This is a genomic window from Vibrio sp. Evd11 (assembly GCF_900382755.1).
In the GTDB taxonomy this organism is placed as follows: Bacteria; Pseudomonadota; Gammaproteobacteria; order Enterobacterales; family Vibrionaceae; genus Vibrio; species Vibrio lentus.
The window spans coordinates 12,749-29,675 of record NZ_OSDX01000025.1; the positions used below are offsets into that span (position 1 = coordinate 12,749).

Consider the following 16,927-nt stretch of genomic DNA (forward strand, 5'->3'; position numbering starts at 1 on the left):
TTGCTAGTGCGTTTTCTTCCAATAAACGATTTCGCGAACTCGACCATTCTGATCCTTATCCACCTTTCCGCCAATCTCAGAAAGTTCGGGTAAGCACGACAATATTGGAGCGTGATAAGCAATCAACATCAATATAAACGCGTCATAAATATCATCTATCGCGACATCTTTACGTTTAGTCTTGGAAATAGATAACGCCAAACCCTCACACCATTGCGGAGCGAGTTGCTGAATAATCGAAAGCCTTTCCTCTTTGCCCTCTTGAGTTCGCTTAGAAAAGGTAAGCGGCTCCCCTTTCAAGGCAGCGAACACCACCTCAGGGTGAGACTCTCTAATCGATAAATGTGGGAGAGCATCGATGAGTTTATCTAGCTCTCGGATTTTTGGAACAATCCCCCAAGTTTGCTTAGAGAACTTCTGACCAAGCTGCTGCACATTGGCATTACACGCCGCGATATAATCGGTTTGGTAAACCGCCTCTCGGCACGGAACCGGAAACACCGAAGAACCGCGTTTGCTGGTGAGAAAACGCCTTGCTGCTTTGTCGCACAAGCGATCCGGAGTTTGTGCGTCACTAGAACCAATCGGCATATCGATAAGCACCGTTGAACCGACAAGATCACCCTCAAGCTCATCGAGCGCCTTTACCACTTTGAACACTGGCGCCTGATCATCAGAGACGAACCAAGCAATCCAACCCGCCTTACAGCCATCAATTCCGATGTATTTCATTGTTTACTCTACCGTTGATTAAAGAATTAAATTAGCGGGTAAGCGTGGCGATCATTGCCACTCATTGATTAGCAGTCGGCTTTTCACACCACGTACCTGCAAACCCATTGCGTCAAACACCTCTTCAAAGTCTCGACATTGTGGAGGAATATTGGGTAAAGAAAGGGCCGCCTCAGAAAAGAATTGCTGTTCAAAATGAGCCGAATCACTCCACGCCAATTGCCACCATTCGAGAATACGCGGTTTAGACGCGCGAAGTTTTTCAGCGGTAGGCACTTTGTCACTTTTGCTTAGGTTCTCTTTGCTTGTGGTTGGAAAAAGGTTCCACTTATCGTTATTCGGCCAGTAAGCAAAAGGCAGACAGTGATCAACGTGATACTCGTTTTTTAGTGACTTTCCACTCCAAATGCTGACAATGTCTGCATGTTCGGATCTAAGTTGCTCAACTCTTTTACGTACGTCACGAGTGTCGTGGTTTCGGTCAATCCAGACTAAGCAGTCATGATAGGTCTGCAGTGAAATATTGCGCTGTCGATTTAACTCAAACCGCTGCATCTCCATCACCCATTGATTCACGACTAGCGGCTCAATCCAAGAATGGTAGATTCTAAAGCACTCCCAAAGGCTTTCATCCAGTGTGAAGTAACCAAAGCTTGCTAAGAACTTGCTGTCGATGACCAGTGACTCTCGACTCTTTCGTCGCTGCTGAGGTGGGAGTATCTCAAACAACTTATTCTCTTTGGAACCTTGATAAATAAATGTCACTGGGCCCGATTTAATGGTGCTGATCGTTTGTGAAAACAACTTCTGCAATGCTTTGGCTTCATCACCAATAAACAGAGTGCCTATCGCTAAATCATCGGCACTGAGGTTCTTGAGCTTGTTCCAGCCATCGTCTTTTACAAAGCCTAGGCCTTTACTCGTATTGCTATTTTGCTGAATCCCAACGCCTTCTATATCGATGTCAATTAGACGCTTAAATTGCCTAACCCAATACAGAGCAACCAAACCCACAGGTAGAGATATTTTGCCATCAGTTCGATCAAGCACGGCACCTGAATGAGCATCTGCGATTCGTAGCAAGGTTCTTAACAGGGCCAATTTGTATGTGGCCGACTTATTGTCATTCACGATAATGTGGCGCACCTTGTTTAAATCTCCCGAGCCGTCATCTGGCAACGTCATCACTACGGTTTGCCACCAAACCTCACTGCGCTTCAAGGTGTCTTGGCTGTTATCGACATGACGCACCAACAAAGCACTGTTTTTTGATAAACGCTCAAGCTCTTCAACCGAGACCTCATAACCCTCTCGGTCGTCATGAAACTCTCCTTGTCGTAGCGTAATCACCAATTTGCCATTTGGAGCGAGTAAGTTAGATAACTTTCTGAATGCTCGCTCTCGATATGACGGTGCAAGGTGCATCCACACAGCACTTACCAATATCAAGTCAAAACGCATTCCAAGGTTTTCAGTTCGATTCAACGATGGGAGTGAATCATCTAACCATGTAACATTTGGCCCAGTATATTCTGATCCCTGCTCGCGTAATGGCGCACTAGGCTCTATCGCGATGACTACAGAGCCATTCTTGTGCATCCATAACGCATCACGGCCACTTCCTGCCCCCACATCTAGCACCTTATCGCCCTCTAAAGGCCAATAAGCTTGCCAGCTTTTATGTACCGTCTCGAACGTCACTGAGTTGTACTGTTCACAAAGTGTGTGAGCATTTTTATCGTAAAAAGGAATCGATGAGGACATATGCGCTATTGGGGTAAGGAGTCTATCTCAATAGTAATGGGGAGCTTAGGCGATTGCTAGCAAGTCATGTAAGTTCAGCCACACTAATCAATGTTTATCGTTAGTGACTGTTTTATATAAATATCCACCTAATGAGCTCATCAGGCGAGTCACATCACGAATCAGTTTCGTCAGCAAAACAAAAACAAACAAGGTGCAAGCTGACGTTCGAACAGAGATAATTGTTTGAAGATGATTAACTCGCCTCAAGTACCTAGCTGATAAAGACTAATGACCACATACTCACACATAGATACCCCGTTCAACCTGCGCCACACCTGTTGGTTTTGTGGTGAACCTTCCGATGATGTTGTTGAATTCCCTAAGACTGCACAAGCTATTGCCAAGATAGACTGTTCTCCGATTGCACTGCCAGCTTGTAAGGAGTGCGCGAGTGTTAGGTATGCAAAAGATCTAACTTCAATTTGGGCGGTGCGTGATCAGATAAAACACGCACTCATCGATAAGTACGCAAAGCACTTAGGGATTGGTGAAAATTGGACGGAACAAGAGCTGATCGATTCTGATTTCTCGGGCTCGACGCTTGGCGGGTTTGGCCGTAGCGCTTGGAAGATGTATCAAATCGCCAAGCAACGCGTCGATTATAAAGGCTGGCCTTTGTCGGTTGATGACATTCTAATAGAGGTCTACGACGAAACCAGTGGCTTTGAGTTTGACGGTACTCGTTATGCCTCAATCAATTCGTGTATCGACTATTTCACCAAGGCAGCAGGCGTAGACAAAGAGCTGTTGTCGCAACTTGTCGACATAGTGTCATCAGACCGATTTAGCTACGCACTTCGAATCGCCAAGCTGAATAAGAATGTCTCTAATACCAAGCGCTCGGAGATCGTCGAAGAGGTGCTACAACAAGAGTCTGAACAAGAAGAGATACTGCTTGAACAAGCTAATTCAATGTTTAACCCAAACGTCGAAGAGGTGAATATTTCAGGCTCAGTTGCGCCTGTATTTGCCATTCAATGGGCACTGGCCAACAAGGTTAAAGATTTGGCCCACCTTTGTGCGCTCGAAGATGAGTATTTTGACTATTTCGAACACCTTGGTGGCCCAGCGGCTTTCATGTCTTATAACGGTTTACAACTCTACTTAGAATCGCGTCAAGATCCGGAATGGGTAGAAAGATTGGATCCAAATAAACAGTATTGGTGATCATGAGCCATTACTGGTGAACACGTGTAAGCTCGATAACGGTGTCAAACACCCATTGTTAGTCCTTGTTTTATATAAAGATCTAAAAATAGCCCCCTATCACAGTTAATTGTTGCAATTCGGTTAAATAGAGTGAAAACTTCAAGCATCTAAAACTATTTAATCACTGACATCTTGCGGTGAGTAAGGAGTGAATTGTGCTTGCTGTTCTTCGTATCATTTTGGCTACGGTGTTTATTATTTTCACCACTCTATGTGCTTTTGTTTACTGCTTGTTTAGCCCCAAGAACCCCAAGCATGTGTACGTTTTCTGTCGTTGGTTCAACCAACTCCAAAAGATCATCGGTGTAAAACTGGTGCAGCGTGGCCTAGACAATGCCCCGACACCAGAGAACAGCGTCTACATATCTAACCACCAAAGCATATTGGACTTTGTGACCGATCCAGGAATGCTAAGACCACGCACTGTTTCATTGGGCAAACGCGATTTGTTGTACGTGCCTTTCTTTGGCCTGCTGTATTGGATCACCGGTAACATCATGATTAACCGCGAAGACAAGTCCAAAGCACGCGATACGATCAAGCAAGTGGCGGAAGCGATTCATCAAAGAGATCTGTCTGTTTGGGTTTACCCTGAAGGAACCCGTAGTAAAGGGCGCGGATTATTGCAATTCAAAACGGGCGCTTTCCGAATGGCGATTGAGGCGGGTGTGCCTATCACTCCTATGTGCACCAGCACCACTCACAAAAAAATCGACTTTAATCGATTAAACAACGGCATTGTGATCACCGAGATGCTTGAACCTATTGATGTGTCTGGATACAAGCTGAGTGACGCAAGAGAACTGGCGAATCACTGTCATGCGTTAATGGCAGAGAAAATAGCAGAGCTTGATGCCGAAGTGGCTCGTTTAGAGGCGCAGCAAAAACCAGAGTTGGATTCAGACGGTTCTTCTACGAACTAACTCACAACGAACCCACTGAGTCATCGCTCAATTACTTAAAAAGATACTCAACGATCGCAACTCTCATTGTTCTTGTTTTACTTGCTGGCACTTATCCGCAAAATAAAAACAGGCGTTAACGGCTTTATAGAGCAATGGGAGTAAACGATGGAAGTGATTCATCATGGCGGCAAGCATACTGTCACAGGATCTTGTCACGAGCTAAGAGATTCAGGCCAAGCGGTGCTCATCGATTGTGGCCTTTTTCAAGGTTTAGATCTTCAAGGTAAAAAGCTTCAGGGGGAAGATGCACGCCCTCTTGATATTGAATTTGAAACCTCCCATCTCAACGCTCTGCTGCTGACCCATACTCACATTGATCATATTGGCCGATTACCTTGGTTACTCGCCAGTGGATTTAACCAACCAATTTATTGCACGCAAGCCACCGCCGAACTCGCCCCTTTAATGATTGAAGATGGCTTAAAGCTACAAGGGCTCAGTAATAAACAATCGAAGCTGATACTCAAAAAAATTCATTCGTTAATTGCTCCCAAGCCTTACGGGGAATGGTTTCCAATTGTCTCTAAACAGCAAAACAACGGAAAGGAACATAGCAGGCCAAATACTCTGTATGCTCGTTTTCAACCTGCTGGACATATCTTAGGTTCTGCCTATATCGAGATAAAGTTACCTAATCAAGAAGTGGTCGTGTTTTCTGGAGACTTAGGTCCAAGCAACACACCTTTGCTACCCGACCCAATGCCGCCACAACAAGCCGATTATCTGTTTATCGAATCCACTTATGGCACCAGTGCACATGATGATATTGCTACGCGATCTGAGCGTCTCAAAGCAATTATTGATCGTTCACTACTCGATGGCGGCGTTATTCTAATTCCGGCATTTAGTATCGGCAGAACGCAGGAGCTGCTGTTTGATATCGAACAGCTGATCTTTGAGCATCAACTCAGTAGCGATATTCCTATTATTGTCGATTCTCCGATGGCTCAAAAAGTGACGCGTTCATACCGACGCTTTAAAGAGTTATGGGGACAAGAAGCAAAGCAGCGTCTTGAACTGAAACGTCACCCACTCGCTTTTGAGCAGTGCATTACGGTTGATGGGCATAGAATGCACAAGAAAATCGTTAATCGCCTTAAGTCGACAGGTGAACCCGCGATTGTGGTCGCAGCTTCTGGAATGTGTCAGGGCGGCAGGATAATGAACTACTTATCTGCCTTGCTTCCCGATAAACGAACCGATGTGATTTTAGCGGGCTATCAAGCGCACGGGACGCTCGGACGAGAGCTGCAACAAGGCGAAATGCAGGTTTCTATTGATAACAAAGACGTTGAGGTTAATGCTCAAATTCATGGCATGTCGGGTTATTCTGCCCATGCTGATAAAGAGGACCTTTACCGATTTATAGAAGGCATCGCGACTCCACCAAGAGAGTTACATTTGATTCACGGCGAGCCAAATACTCAGTCGGAGTTCGCTCAAGAATTACAGGCGCGAGGGTTCGTGGTTGTTTGAAACAGGCATCAAATTAACAATTTTCACTAGGTAGATATTAAAGCCTCAATTATCGAATCTTCAAGAAACACAGTTTCTTAGACCTACTAGCTCACACGATGCAGGTGATATATTCCAACCTACTTATCCCTGCACTCCCATATCAGCCGTTCATGCTAAGCGGCTTAACCGCTGTTTTGCGCGATTTCGCTTCTTATACGCACCTCAAATTCCTCTTTCTGTATTAATCATTATTTATTCACTTTGCAAAATACTACAAATTACAATCAGTTGCATATCAGGTTAAATGGAACGATTATCGAATTAGCACTAAGCATTAACAAACACCCTCTATAACTTGCTTTATGTCACAGTAATCCCAATGCGCAGTTAAATAATTTAACACTCGGGTTACAAGTGAAGTATTGTGTTGTTCGAAAAACAATCATAAGCAAAACTAACAGGGAAAATACTCATGCAGTCGTTCGTTGATTTTTTGAATGGAATAATCTGGAGCCCAGTACTTATCTACCTATGTTTAGGTGCAGGTTTGTTCTACTCCATCATGACTCGATTTGTTCAAATCCGTCACTTCTTTGAAATGTGGCGCTTGCTACTATCGGGTAAAAGCTCATCAAAAGGCATCTCGTCTTTCCAAGCTCTAGCCGTTTCGCTATCTGGCCGTGTAGGTACAGGTAACATTGCTGGTGTTGCTGCTGCTATCGGTTTCGGTGGCCCAGGTGCAGTATTCTGGATGTGGGTTGTAGCCTTCTTTGGCGCCGCGACTGCTTACGCAGAATCTACGCTAGCGCAAATATACAAAGAAGAAGACGAAGGCCAGTTCCGTGGTGGTCCGGCTTACTACATTGAAAAAGCAATGGGTCAGAAGTGGTACGCATGGATCTTCGCTATCGCGACTATTTTTGCATGTGGTATTTTACTTCCAGGTGTTCAGTCAAACAGTATTGGTAATGCTGTAGAAGCTGCATTTGGCTCAGGTGACATGATTGAAACAGCTATCGGTACATTCAGTTTCGCTAAAATTTTCACTGGTACTGTTGTTGCTATCATCCTTGCTTTCATCATCTTTGGTGGTGTTAAACGTATCGCGAACTTCACACAAATTGTCGTTCCATTCATGGCGTTGGCTTACATCATCATCGCATTCGTTATCATCCTACTAAACATCAGCCAAGTTCCTGTTGTTTTCGGAATGATTCTGGGTGATGCATTCACTCCTATGGCAGGCTTTGGTGCTGCAATCGGTTGGGGTGTTAAACGTGGTGTTTACTCAAACGAAGCAGGTCAAGGTACTGGTCCTCACGCGGCAGCTGCTGCGAGTGTTGATCACCCTGCTCAACAAGGTTTGGTACAAGCATTCTCTATCTACATCGATACACTTCTAGTATGTTCTGCTACAGCGTTCATGATCATCATCACTGGTGCTTACAACGTTCACGGCGGCGCTGAAGGCGTGTTCCTTGTTCAGAACCTAGCAGCAAACATCGGTGCGAATGGTCCTGTGTTTACACAGCTTGCTATTGAAAGTGCACTACCAGGCATTGGTAAGCCATTCATCGCATTTGCTCTGTTCTTCTTCGCATTTACAACGATTCTTGCTTACTACTACATCGCAGAAACGAATATTGCTTACCTACGTCGTACCATCAAGATCCCTGGCATGATGTTCGTACTTAAGCTTGTTCTTATCACTGCAGTTTTCTATGGCACAGTAAAAACAGCTAACCTTGCATGGGCAATGGGTGATGTTGGTGTTGGTTTGATGGCATGGTTAAACATCGTAGGTATTCTGATTATCTTCTTCATGTCTAAGCCTGCGCTTAAAGCTCTAGCAGACTACGAAGAACAGCAGAAACAAGGTGTGACTGAGTACACTTTCAACCCTGTAAAACTAGGCATTAAAGGTGCGACTTACTGGGAAGAGAAGTACAAGCGTAAAACAGGCAAGTCTCCAGAAGCAGGAGCTGCAGACACTAAACCTGTAGAGCAACCTTCAGCTTAAGCTTGTGCCTTAACAAATGGATTACTTTAACAAATAGCTCGCTCTAACTCGCGCTATTAATAACGCATAAAAAAGGGGTTAGCCATATCGGCTAACCCCTTTTGTTTTATTCATAACAAATAAACGGCTTATAACAAACTAACTGTTCCCGAGTTAGAGTATTAAGCAGCGATTTCTTGTGTTGCCATTTGAGGTGCTTTCTTCTCACCGATAGGCAGTACTGTGCGGCCGTATTCGTTGTTGATTACTTGTGCCATTGCAAAGTAGATAGCTGAAGCACCACAGAAGATACCTTCAAAACCAGCGATAGTGCCGATTAGTTCGCTGCCAGTGAAATCACGAGCTGCAAGTAGGAAGAACAAGATAGTCAGTGAACCGAATACTACTTGCTTCGCAACTGGGTAGCATAGAGAACCGATGAACATGAAGCCTGTGAAGATGCCCCATAGTAGTAGGTACCAACCCATGAATGCAGCAGGGCTTGCAGGTAGACCCATGTAAGGCATCACGATTAAACCAACCAAAGACAACCAGAATAGGCCGTAAGAAGTAAACGCAGTTGTACCGAACGTGTCACCACGTTTGAAACACATTGTGCCCACGATAACTTGGCTCAAACCACCGTAAAAAATACCCATAGCAAGAATCATTGAATCGATTGGAAAGAAACCTGCGTTGTGGATATTAAGAAGAATAGTGGTCATACCGAAACCCATTAAGCCTAGTGGCGCTGGGTTAGCTAGTTTGGTCGACATTGCGAATTTACCTTATTAAAGTGGTTGATTAAAAAAAATCGATAAAATTTGTAAGAAAATTTTAATCTATAAACCGTTCAACTAGGTAATCCAGTTATCGAAAACTAAGATTGTGTAAATGATCTTATGGAAAATTAGTTTCATAACAAGCTGTATTGATTCATTGAAACTATCAATGAGCAGATTCCCTATCGCGCTATAAAAAAGATGCGAGTAACGAGATGCGGGATACGAAAAGCATCTCTGATTGAAGTAAGTGATATATCAGGAGTGAATGCAGAACAAGACACTGCGGGCTTTTCGTTACTCGTTTACTCGTTTACTCGCATCCCGTATCTGTTCATTGAATCGTCATTCCAGAATCGAGGAACGAGATATCTGGAATCTACTTTAGATATAACTACTTACTGAACACACCAGAGATTCCCTATCACGTTCGTCCCTCACTGTAGGGAATGACAAGGTTTACTTAGATGCGAGTAACGAGATGCGAAATGCGAAAAGAGTCTCTAGATTCAAGTAAGCGGGATACGAAGAGCATCTCTTGATTGAAGTAAGTGAGATATGAATGCAGAACAAGAGACAGCGAGCTCTTCGCTACTCGTTTACTCGCATCCCGTATCTATTCATTAAATCTCGCCCTCTTCGTAATCTAAAATTACGCTTGTTGTGGTTTAGATTCAGACACTTGAGATTGCACTTCTGAAGAAGCGTTTTTACTCGCATCGCGCTTGGCTAACAACGTCACGATAATCAACTGAGCAACAAGAGCACCCAGCACAACCAATGCACTTCCAGTAAAGCCTGCCACGACAAAACTAACCAAAGCGATAGAGCCGTTCATCAACGCATAAGGAAGTTGTGTCTTAAAGTGTTCAAACTGATCACACCCAGCCCCTGTTGAAGAAAGAATCGTTGTTTCAGAGATCGGTGAGCAATGGTCACCAAACAAACCACCAGACAACACAGCGCCTATTGCGACGAGTAGCGGTGCATCAATCGCAATCGCAGTTGGAATAACCAATGGCATCATTATCGCGAAGGTTCCCCATGATGAGCCCGTTGCGAATGAAATAATGGCAGACAGCAAAAACGCGACCGCAGGTACTAACCAATATGGAAAGCCACTCTGTGCTTGTTCAGCAATATAGGCCGCTGCACCCAGCTCTTTACCGACAGTGCTTAACGCCCAAGCTAATACCAAGATGATCGCTACAGGCATCATGTTTCCCATACCTTTTAAGTACACAGAAACACCATCTGAAAGCTTTCTAACTCCGTAGTAAGCCATCAGCGTGATCAAGGTAATCGCGGCAAAGAAATAAGCCGATGATAATGCTGCTCTGAATGATGAACCTGCGACCTTTTGGAATGGAAAGCCCTGTGGAACCAACATGGCACATAACACCACAACCATCACCAGAAGCGGTGCCCAGACAAAAGATGCCTTTGCATTTTTATGCGAGAACGCATTAAGTGATTCATTATTCGCACCAGAGCAGATTCCCTCTTGGCAATCACGCTCCGCTTTTGCCATTGGTCCGAAATCTAGACCTTTAACAGAAACCAAAGGAACAATGAAAATCGCTAAGAAGGCGTAGAACTGAAAAGGAATCGCACCGATAAAAGCATCCCAATCAGACATGTTGACATTCAACGCCGTAAACTCTTTTTGGATCAGGCCCATGATGTAAACACCCCACCCAATGAAAGGAATAAGGATCGCAACTGGTGACGAGGTTGAGTCGATGATGAATGCTAGCTTCTGTCTAGAAAGTTTCAGTTTATCGAAAAGGGGACGAAAAACAGGGCCAACAATTAACGGGGTGCCTAAGTCTGAGAAAAATATAATGATTCCCCCAAACCAGGCTGACAATTGAGCTTGGCATTTATTGCTAACCCACTGAGTCACTCGCTTGGCAAACGCAACACCACCACCGGACTTTTCCATCAAGGCGACAAAGCCACCGATGAACACCAACAGCATAATTACACCAGCGTTGTAGCTATCAGTCAGCTGTGGCACTAGGTAGCCTTTAACCATGGTTCCGAAGGTATCAAGAGGGTTCAGTTCGCTAAACATTCCGGTGAGCATAGCTACACCACTCAGCACGCCTGCAAATAGGCCTATCACTACATTCCTTGTCGCCAGCGACAACACCAAAGTAATCACAATGGGGATGAGTGACGTGATATCTGTCTGTTCCATAGGTACACCTTGACCCTAAAATAAAAAGAATAAATATAAATTAAATTTGAATATAAATTCACAACCACCATTTGTACAGAACTTTATCCTCTAACTGGATAATTAATCTTTAAATGCGCTTCAACATAGCCAAATAGACCAGTCGAACTTCTTAGACAGTCAAGTTCAAAACGAAAAAAAGCCGAAAGTAGAAACTTTCGGCTTTTGATTATTTATATCGCTATGGTCGTACTACTGAACTCGTAACTTAGGTCACCTATTCAGTATTCAGACTATCAATTACAGCTAATTTCATCCCAGAACCAATTCGACTGAACAGGGCTTTCCCATACACCCGGCCCGTTTTTCGCTACGAAGCACTTACCGTTATGCGTCACTTTATCACCGTTACTCACTTGGCTAACGCCCGCTTGCCACGTAATAAAGACCGATGGGTCAACAACGATAGGCGGCTCAGTAACTGGTGGTTCAACTGGTGTTGGGTCTACCGGAGCAGGATCGACAGGTGCAGGGTCAACTGGCGATGGATCTGTCACGGGTGGTGTTGGCTCTCCAGCAACCAATTTCCAAGGGCCGCCATTGGCCGGGTCATCCCCTTGAGTCCACCATTTCGCTTCGTAGGTTGCACCGTTGTGAGTAACTTGGTCACCCGCGTTGTAAACCTTGGTCGCACTCCAACCGTTACCACCAGGATCAGTACCTGGGTCTACTGGATCAAGCTTATCGACCACTTTCACTTCAGGCCAGCTCGCATGTGATCCATAAAAGTTGGTCACACACTTCTCGTAATCGCCAGCCACCAGCGCTGAATATGCCGTTTGGAATCCAACCAACTCACATTCAAACGAGTATCCTTCAGGACGGTCTGCGTAGTATTTCCAGTTGCCATCCCAGTTGGTGTACAACACATCGGTTGCGCCGTTGAGATTCAAGCTACCGTAAGGCGTTTGCTGCCAACAAGTATTGGCTTCATCTGCTTCTACCGGAATTTGATAGTGCGCCGCTAGCCCTTCCCAGTAACGAATACGGTTAACTGGCTGGCCTTTGTCTTTGTTCTGCTCACCACACTCGATACCACCATTAATCACGTTGATCGTGGTACCAAATCCATAACCAATACCTGCATCCAATTCACGCTGAGAGGGAGTCCAAGTACGGTCAATCACGTGCAGCATGGCTGGTTTAGGAGCTTGAGGCGTAAGGAAGAACCAGATAGCAGAAGCCAAGTTCAACCAAGAATCAGCAACCAAGCCCGGATTATTCAATAGAACCGTCGCATCACCATCAAACATCACTTCCGAGAACGCGCCGTAGTTAAAGTGGTAAGAAAGCTGTTTAGCACCACGACCGAAGTAGCCCTGCCCTGCGGCACATGGCCAGCGCGCATTTTGCCAATCGTTCTGGCCACAACCTGTGGTGTAGCCTTCTTGCCCTTCAGACCAACCCATTTCACGAACATGCACCAGCGCTTGCTGCCACTCTTCGAGAGCTAATGGGTTATCAGAGGTGTTGTCTATCGCGATGTGACCGCCCGTCTCTTGTGAGAAATGGGCAAAAGCGGTGATGATGGATTTTTTACAGATGGCGTCGGAATCACGGCCATCGGTGTACTCTCCACAGAAGGCTGGGAATTTACCAATCGCACGTAAGAAACGAGTGTATGTGTATTCTGGCGCAGCCATTTGAGTGAGGAAGTCCCATTCAGATTGAGGGAATACACGCTCGACTCGTTTCACGTTTTCAGGATTCGAGGCTAAACCCGGTTCAATAGCTTCAACAATACTATTGGGACGAGTTTGTAATGCTTGTGACCAGATCGCATACATAGGATCGGATGTTTTCGCTTGTTCAGCAGCTTGTAAAGCCGACTTTTCAACAAGGTAGCCATTCGGGTTTTGCGGATCAGGTTGAATGTTCAAAGACGCGTAACTGTGTGCTGCTAAAGTGCAGCCAACTACTGTCGCCAAATATTTGATTTTTAACATGATGGATTCTCTTATCTGTCCTTAATAAGTCCATCAAAGAGTATGTGGCACATGGGAAATAGCCTAGCTGTTGCGGTATGAATTTATAAAAAGTGCGAGTGATAGTTTTATGTATAGTTAAACGTAACAACGCGTCTCATACTTTCTTGAGCTGATATCTAGTTTCCAACTTATTCGGTTTCTAGCGGTTATATATAGCTCTTTAATCCCCTGAATCAGAAAGAAAAAGCCCCGAACGAGTTCGAGGCTTAAGAGCTTAATCAAAACTGGTTAAATCTCTAAGAGATTATTCCCACTCGATAGTTGCTGGTGGCTTACCAGAAATATCGTAAACAACACGTGAAATGCCGTTAACTTCGTTGATAATACGGTTAGATACCTTACCTAGGAAGTCGTATGGTAGGTGTGCCCAGTGAGCAGTCATGAAGTCGATAGTTTCTACTGCACGTAGAGATACAACCCAATCGTACTTACGGCCATCGCCCATTACGCCAACTGAACGTACAGGTAGGAATACCGTGAATGCTTGAGATACTTTGTGGTAAAGGTCAGCAGCGTGAAGCTCTTCAATGAAGATAGCATCAGCACGACGCAGTAAGTCACAGTACTCTTTCTTCACTTCGCCAAGTACACGAACACCTAGACCTGGACCCGGGAATGGGTGGCGATAAAGCATGTTGTATGGAAGACCAAGCTCTAGGCCGATCTTGCGTACTTCATCTTTAAACAGCTCACGTAGAGGCTCAACAAGGCCCATTTCCATATCATCAGGAAGACCACCAACGTTGTGGTGAGATTTGATTACGTGTGCTTTGCCAGTCTTAGATGCTGCAGACTCGATTACGTCTGGGTAGATAGTACCCTGAGCAAGCCATTTAGCATTCTTCAGTTTCTTAGACTCTTCGTCGAAGATATCTACGAATACGTGACCGATGATCTTACGTTTCGCTTCTGGTTCAGCTTCGCCTTCCAGAGCGTTAAGGAAACGTTCTTCAGCATCAACTTTAATGATGTTAAGGCCGAATTTGTCACCAAACATGTCCATAACCTGCTCGCCTTCGTTTAAACGAAGAAGGCCGTTATCAACAAATACACATGTTAGTTTGTCGCCGATAGCGCGGTGAGCAAGCATCGCAACTACAGATGAATCAACACCACCAGAAAGACCAAGGATAACTTCGTCGTCACCTACTTGTTCTTTAATGCGTGCAACTGCATCTTCAATGATAGATGCTGAAGTCCACAGACCTTCACAACCACACGCGTTAAGAACGAAGTTCTCAAGCATTTTTAGGCCGTTTTTAGTGTGCGTTACTTCTGGGTGGAATTGAACACCGTAGTATTTCTTATCTTCGTTTGCCATTGCTGCGTATGGGCAAGTGTCTGTCTCTGCGATTTTTTTAAAATCAGCAGGGATTTCAACCACTTTGTCACCGTGGCTCATCCAAACATCTTGAGTCGTCTCAAGGTCAGCGAAAAGTGCAGATTCACCCGTTACTTGTACCGCTGCGTAGCCGAACTCGCGCTCAGTAGACGTTGCTACTTTACCGCCAAGTTGCTCAGCCATAGTTTGCATTCCGTAGCAGATACCGAAGACAGGAACACCTGAATCAAATACGTACTGAGGTGCACGTGGAGAATTCTCTTCCGTTACACTTTCAGGGCCACCAGATAGGATGATACCGTCTGGATTGAATTCACGAATATCCGCTTCTTCTACGTCCCAGCTCCAAAGTTCACAGTAAACACCGATCTCACGAATACGACGAGCTACTAGCTGTGTGTATTGAGAACCGAAGTCCAGAATTAGAATACGTTGGTCATGAATATTTTTAGTCATTGTAAGCAGTCTTATTGGCTATGTGATAAAACGGAGGCGAGTTTACTCACCTCTGATTAACTCTTCAAGAAATAAAGCAAACGTTTTCGTAAGTTATCTATAAGGCAATGTTTTGCAAAAATCATACGTTCAACAAAACAGGCTTTAGATATAATACCAATCACAGTAAGTAAGTGTTCAGGAATAGCGCAGGAAAAAAGCTTGAAAACAAGGCAGGATTTTCTGATAAGTAGTTATTCTACAATCAAAAATTCTAACGAAGTTATCGAGGTTTTTAACAAGCTAGGATGACCAGTTATTTACTACGATTGGTATATAATGTGCCGACTAAATCAGCACATTATTCAAACGTTTGGACGTATTATTAACCTAAACGGTAGTTAGGTGCTTCTTTCGTGATTTGAACATCGTGTACGTGAGATTCTTTCATGCCCGCACCAGAGATACGAACAAACTCAGCTTTAGTACGCATGTCTTCAACAGTTGCAGAACCCGTTAGGCCCATGCTTGAACGTAGACCGCCCATCTGTTGGTGAACGATCTCTTTTAGACGACCTTTGTATGCGATACGACCTTCAATACCTTCTGGAACAAGCTTGTCTGCAGCGTTGTCAGATTGGAAGTAACGGTCAGAAGAACCTTGAGACATAGCGCCAAGAGAACCCATACCACGGTAAGACTTGTAAGAACGACCGTTGTAAAGGATAACTTCACCCGGTGCTTCTTCAGTACCCGCGAACATTGAACCAACCATCACACAAGATGCGCCAGCAACGATAGCTTTACAGATATCGCCAGAGAAGCGGATGCCGCCATCTGCGATTACTGGAATACCGTATTCGTTTGCTACTTCAGCTGCGTCTGCAATTGCTGTTACTTGAGGAACACCAACACCAGTAACGATACGAGTAGTACAGATTGAACCCGGGCCGATACCTACTTTAACCGCACTAACACCCGCTTCGATAAGAGCACGAGCGCCAGCGCCAGTTGCTACGTTACCACCGATGATTTGTAGATCAGGGTATGCAGCACGCGTATCACGGATACGGTTAAGTACGCCTTCAGAGTGACCGTGTGAAGAGTCGATAAGTAGAACGTCTACGCCAGCTTCAACAAGAGCAGCAACGCGCTCTTCGTTACCAGCACCAGCACCAACAGCTGCACCTACACGTAGGCTGCCGCGCTCATCTTTACAAGCGTTTGGTTTACGTTCTGCTTTGTGGAAATCTTTTGCAGTGATCATTCCTGTTAGTTGGAAGTCATCATTTACAACAAGAACTTTTTCAACACGCGCTTCGTGCATTTTCTCTTGAACTTCTTCACGAGTTGCACCTTCTTTAACAGAAGCAAGGCGAGCTTTAGGCGTCATTACTACGTCAACTTTCTTAGAAAGGTCAGTCACAAAGCGAACGTCACGGCCAGTAATAATACCAACAAGTTCGTTTGTTTCAGTAACAACAGGGAAACCGGCGAAGCCGTGTTTTTGAGTAAGAGCTACAACATCAGCGATTGTCGCGTCAGGGTTTACAGTCACAGGGTGAGAAACCACACCTGCTTCGTAAATTTTAACCTGGCGAACCATTTCAGCTTGCTGTTCAATAGACATGTTCTTATGAATGAAGCCTATTCCGCCTTCTTGTGCCAGTGCAATCGCTAGGCGAGCTTCTGTCACAGTGTCCATCGATGCAGAGATCATTGGGATGTTTAGGGAAATATTCTTCGTCAGCTGAGTGCGAAGATCAGCTGTATTAGGGAGAACGGTGGAGTGTGCTGGCACTAGCAGTACGTCGTCGAATGTCAGCGCTTCTTTGGCAATTCTTAGCATTTGCAATATCTCACAATAATAGGAGTAAAAAGAAACAATCCAATCTCATCGTTTCGCCTAATGAGGGCAGCCAATTAAGGAAAATCAAACTGCATTTGGATTAGATATTGCGGACGGATT

The 16,927-nt window shown here is 44.8% G+C and carries 11 protein-coding genes; 4 read left to right on the plus strand and 7 right to left on the minus strand.

Going from position 1 to position 16,927, the window contains the following annotated elements; all coding sequences use genetic code 11:
• Positions 1-3: 3 nt before the first annotated feature.
• Both ED652_RS12455 and ED652_RS12460 read right to left on the minus strand, forming a co-directional pair.
• On the minus strand, positions 4-732 hold the full coding sequence (locus tag ED652_RS12455) for a DUF429 domain-containing protein (protein ID WP_122055031.1): 729 nt from the start codon (positions 730-732) through the stop codon (positions 4-6).
• A gap of 51 nt (positions 733-783) precedes the next feature.
• Positions 784-2,496 carry a bifunctional 2-polyprenyl-6-hydroxyphenol methylase/3-demethylubiquinol 3-O-methyltransferase UbiG gene (locus ED652_RS12460; protein ID WP_122055033.1) on the minus strand — a complete coding sequence of 571 codons (1,713 nt, stop codon included), beginning with the start codon at positions 2,494-2,496 and terminating at the stop codon, positions 784-786.
• A gap of 270 nt (positions 2,497-2,766) precedes the next feature.
• On the opposite strand from ED652_RS12460, the gene ED652_RS12465 reads away from it, so the two are divergent.
• The 4 genes from ED652_RS12465 (at position 2,767) to ED652_RS12480 (ending at position 8,190) form a co-directional block, all read left to right on the plus strand.
• Positions 2,767-3,705, plus strand: coding sequence for a hypothetical protein (locus ED652_RS12465; protein WP_122055035.1), 939 nt, complete (start codon positions 2,767-2,769; stop codon positions 3,703-3,705).
• A gap of 197 nt (positions 3,706-3,902) precedes the next feature.
• On the plus strand, positions 3,903-4,670 hold the full coding sequence (locus ED652_RS12470) for a 1-acylglycerol-3-phosphate O-acyltransferase (RefSeq protein ID WP_122055037.1): 768 nt from the start codon (positions 3,903-3,905) through the stop codon (positions 4,668-4,670).
• A gap of 147 nt (positions 4,671-4,817) precedes the next feature.
• Positions 4,818-6,188, plus strand: a complete 1,371-nt coding sequence (locus tag ED652_RS12475) for an MBL fold metallo-hydrolase (protein ID WP_122055039.1) — start codon at positions 4,818-4,820, stop codon at positions 6,186-6,188.
• 454 nt (positions 6,189-6,642) lie between these two features.
• Positions 6,643-8,190, plus strand: coding sequence for a sodium:alanine symporter family protein (locus ED652_RS12480; protein ID WP_122055041.1), 1,548 nt, complete (start codon positions 6,643-6,645; stop codon positions 8,188-8,190).
• 161 nt (positions 8,191-8,351) lie between these two features.
• On the opposite strand, the gene ED652_RS12485 is transcribed toward ED652_RS12480, so the two are convergent.
• The 5 genes from ED652_RS12485 to guaB all read right to left on the minus strand — a co-directional run bounded on the left by ED652_RS12485 (position 8,352) and on the right by guaB (position 16,807).
• Positions 8,352-8,945 carry a GPR1/FUN34/YaaH family transporter gene (locus ED652_RS12485; RefSeq protein WP_010440610.1) on the minus strand — a complete coding sequence of 198 codons (594 nt, stop codon included), beginning with the start codon at positions 8,943-8,945 and terminating at the stop codon, positions 8,352-8,354.
• Between the two features lie 658 nt (positions 8,946-9,603).
• Complete coding sequence (locus ED652_RS12490; protein WP_122055042.1) at positions 9,604-11,154, minus strand: Na+/H+ antiporter NhaC family protein; 1,551 nt, start codon at positions 11,152-11,154, stop codon at positions 9,604-9,606.
• A 275-nt stretch (positions 11,155-11,429) separates the two neighbouring features.
• A complete protein-coding gene (locus ED652_RS12495; protein ID WP_122055044.1) occupies positions 11,430-13,139 on the minus strand; it encodes a chitinase in 1,710 nt (569 codons plus the stop codon).
• A 286-nt stretch (positions 13,140-13,425) separates the two neighbouring features.
• Positions 13,426-14,979 (minus strand): glutamine-hydrolyzing GMP synthase, encoded by a 1,554-nt coding sequence (guaA, locus tag ED652_RS12500; RefSeq protein WP_122055046.1) that lies wholly within the window; start codon positions 14,977-14,979, stop codon positions 13,426-13,428.
• Positions 14,980-15,343: 364 nt separating this feature from the next.
• Positions 15,344-16,807 (minus strand): IMP dehydrogenase, encoded by a 1,464-nt coding sequence (gene guaB / locus ED652_RS12505; RefSeq protein ID WP_004735127.1) that lies wholly within the window; start codon positions 16,805-16,807, stop codon positions 15,344-15,346.
• Between the last annotated feature and the right edge of the window lie 120 nt (positions 16,808-16,927).

Excerpts from the sequence above, each read along its gene's own strand:
- ED652_RS12455 (WP_122055031.1), bottom strand. The coding sequence starts at position 732 with ATGAAATACATCGGAATTGATGGCTGTAAGGCGGGTTGGATTGCTTGG.
- ED652_RS12460 (WP_122055033.1), bottom strand. The coding sequence starts at position 2,496 with ATGTCCTCATCGATTCCTTTTTACGATAAAAATGCTCACACACTTTGT.
- ED652_RS12465 (WP_122055035.1), top strand. The coding sequence starts at position 2,767 with ATGACCACATACTCACACATAGATACCCCGTTCAACCTGCGCCACACC.
- ED652_RS12475 (WP_122055039.1), top strand. The coding sequence starts at position 4,818 with ATGGAAGTGATTCATCATGGCGGCAAGCATACTGTCACAGGATCTTGT.
- ED652_RS12480 (WP_122055041.1), top strand. The coding sequence starts at position 6,643 with ATGCAGTCGTTCGTTGATTTTTTGAATGGAATAATCTGGAGCCCAGTA.
- ED652_RS12485 (WP_010440610.1), bottom strand. The coding sequence starts at position 8,945 with ATGTCGACCAAACTAGCTAACCCAGCGCCACTAGGCTTAATGGGTTTC.
- ED652_RS12490 (WP_122055042.1), bottom strand. The coding sequence starts at position 11,154 with ATGGAACAGACAGATATCACGTCACTCATCCCCATTGTGATTACTTTG.
- ED652_RS12495 (WP_122055044.1), bottom strand. The coding sequence starts at position 13,139 with ATGTTAAAAATCAAATATTTGGCGACAGTAGTTGGCTGCACTTTAGCA.
- guaA (WP_122055046.1), bottom strand. The coding sequence starts at position 14,979 with ATGACTAAAAATATTCATGACCAACGTATTCTAATTCTGGACTTCGGT.
- guaB (WP_004735127.1), bottom strand. The coding sequence starts at position 16,807 with ATGCTAAGAATTGCCAAAGAAGCGCTGACATTCGACGACGTACTGCTA.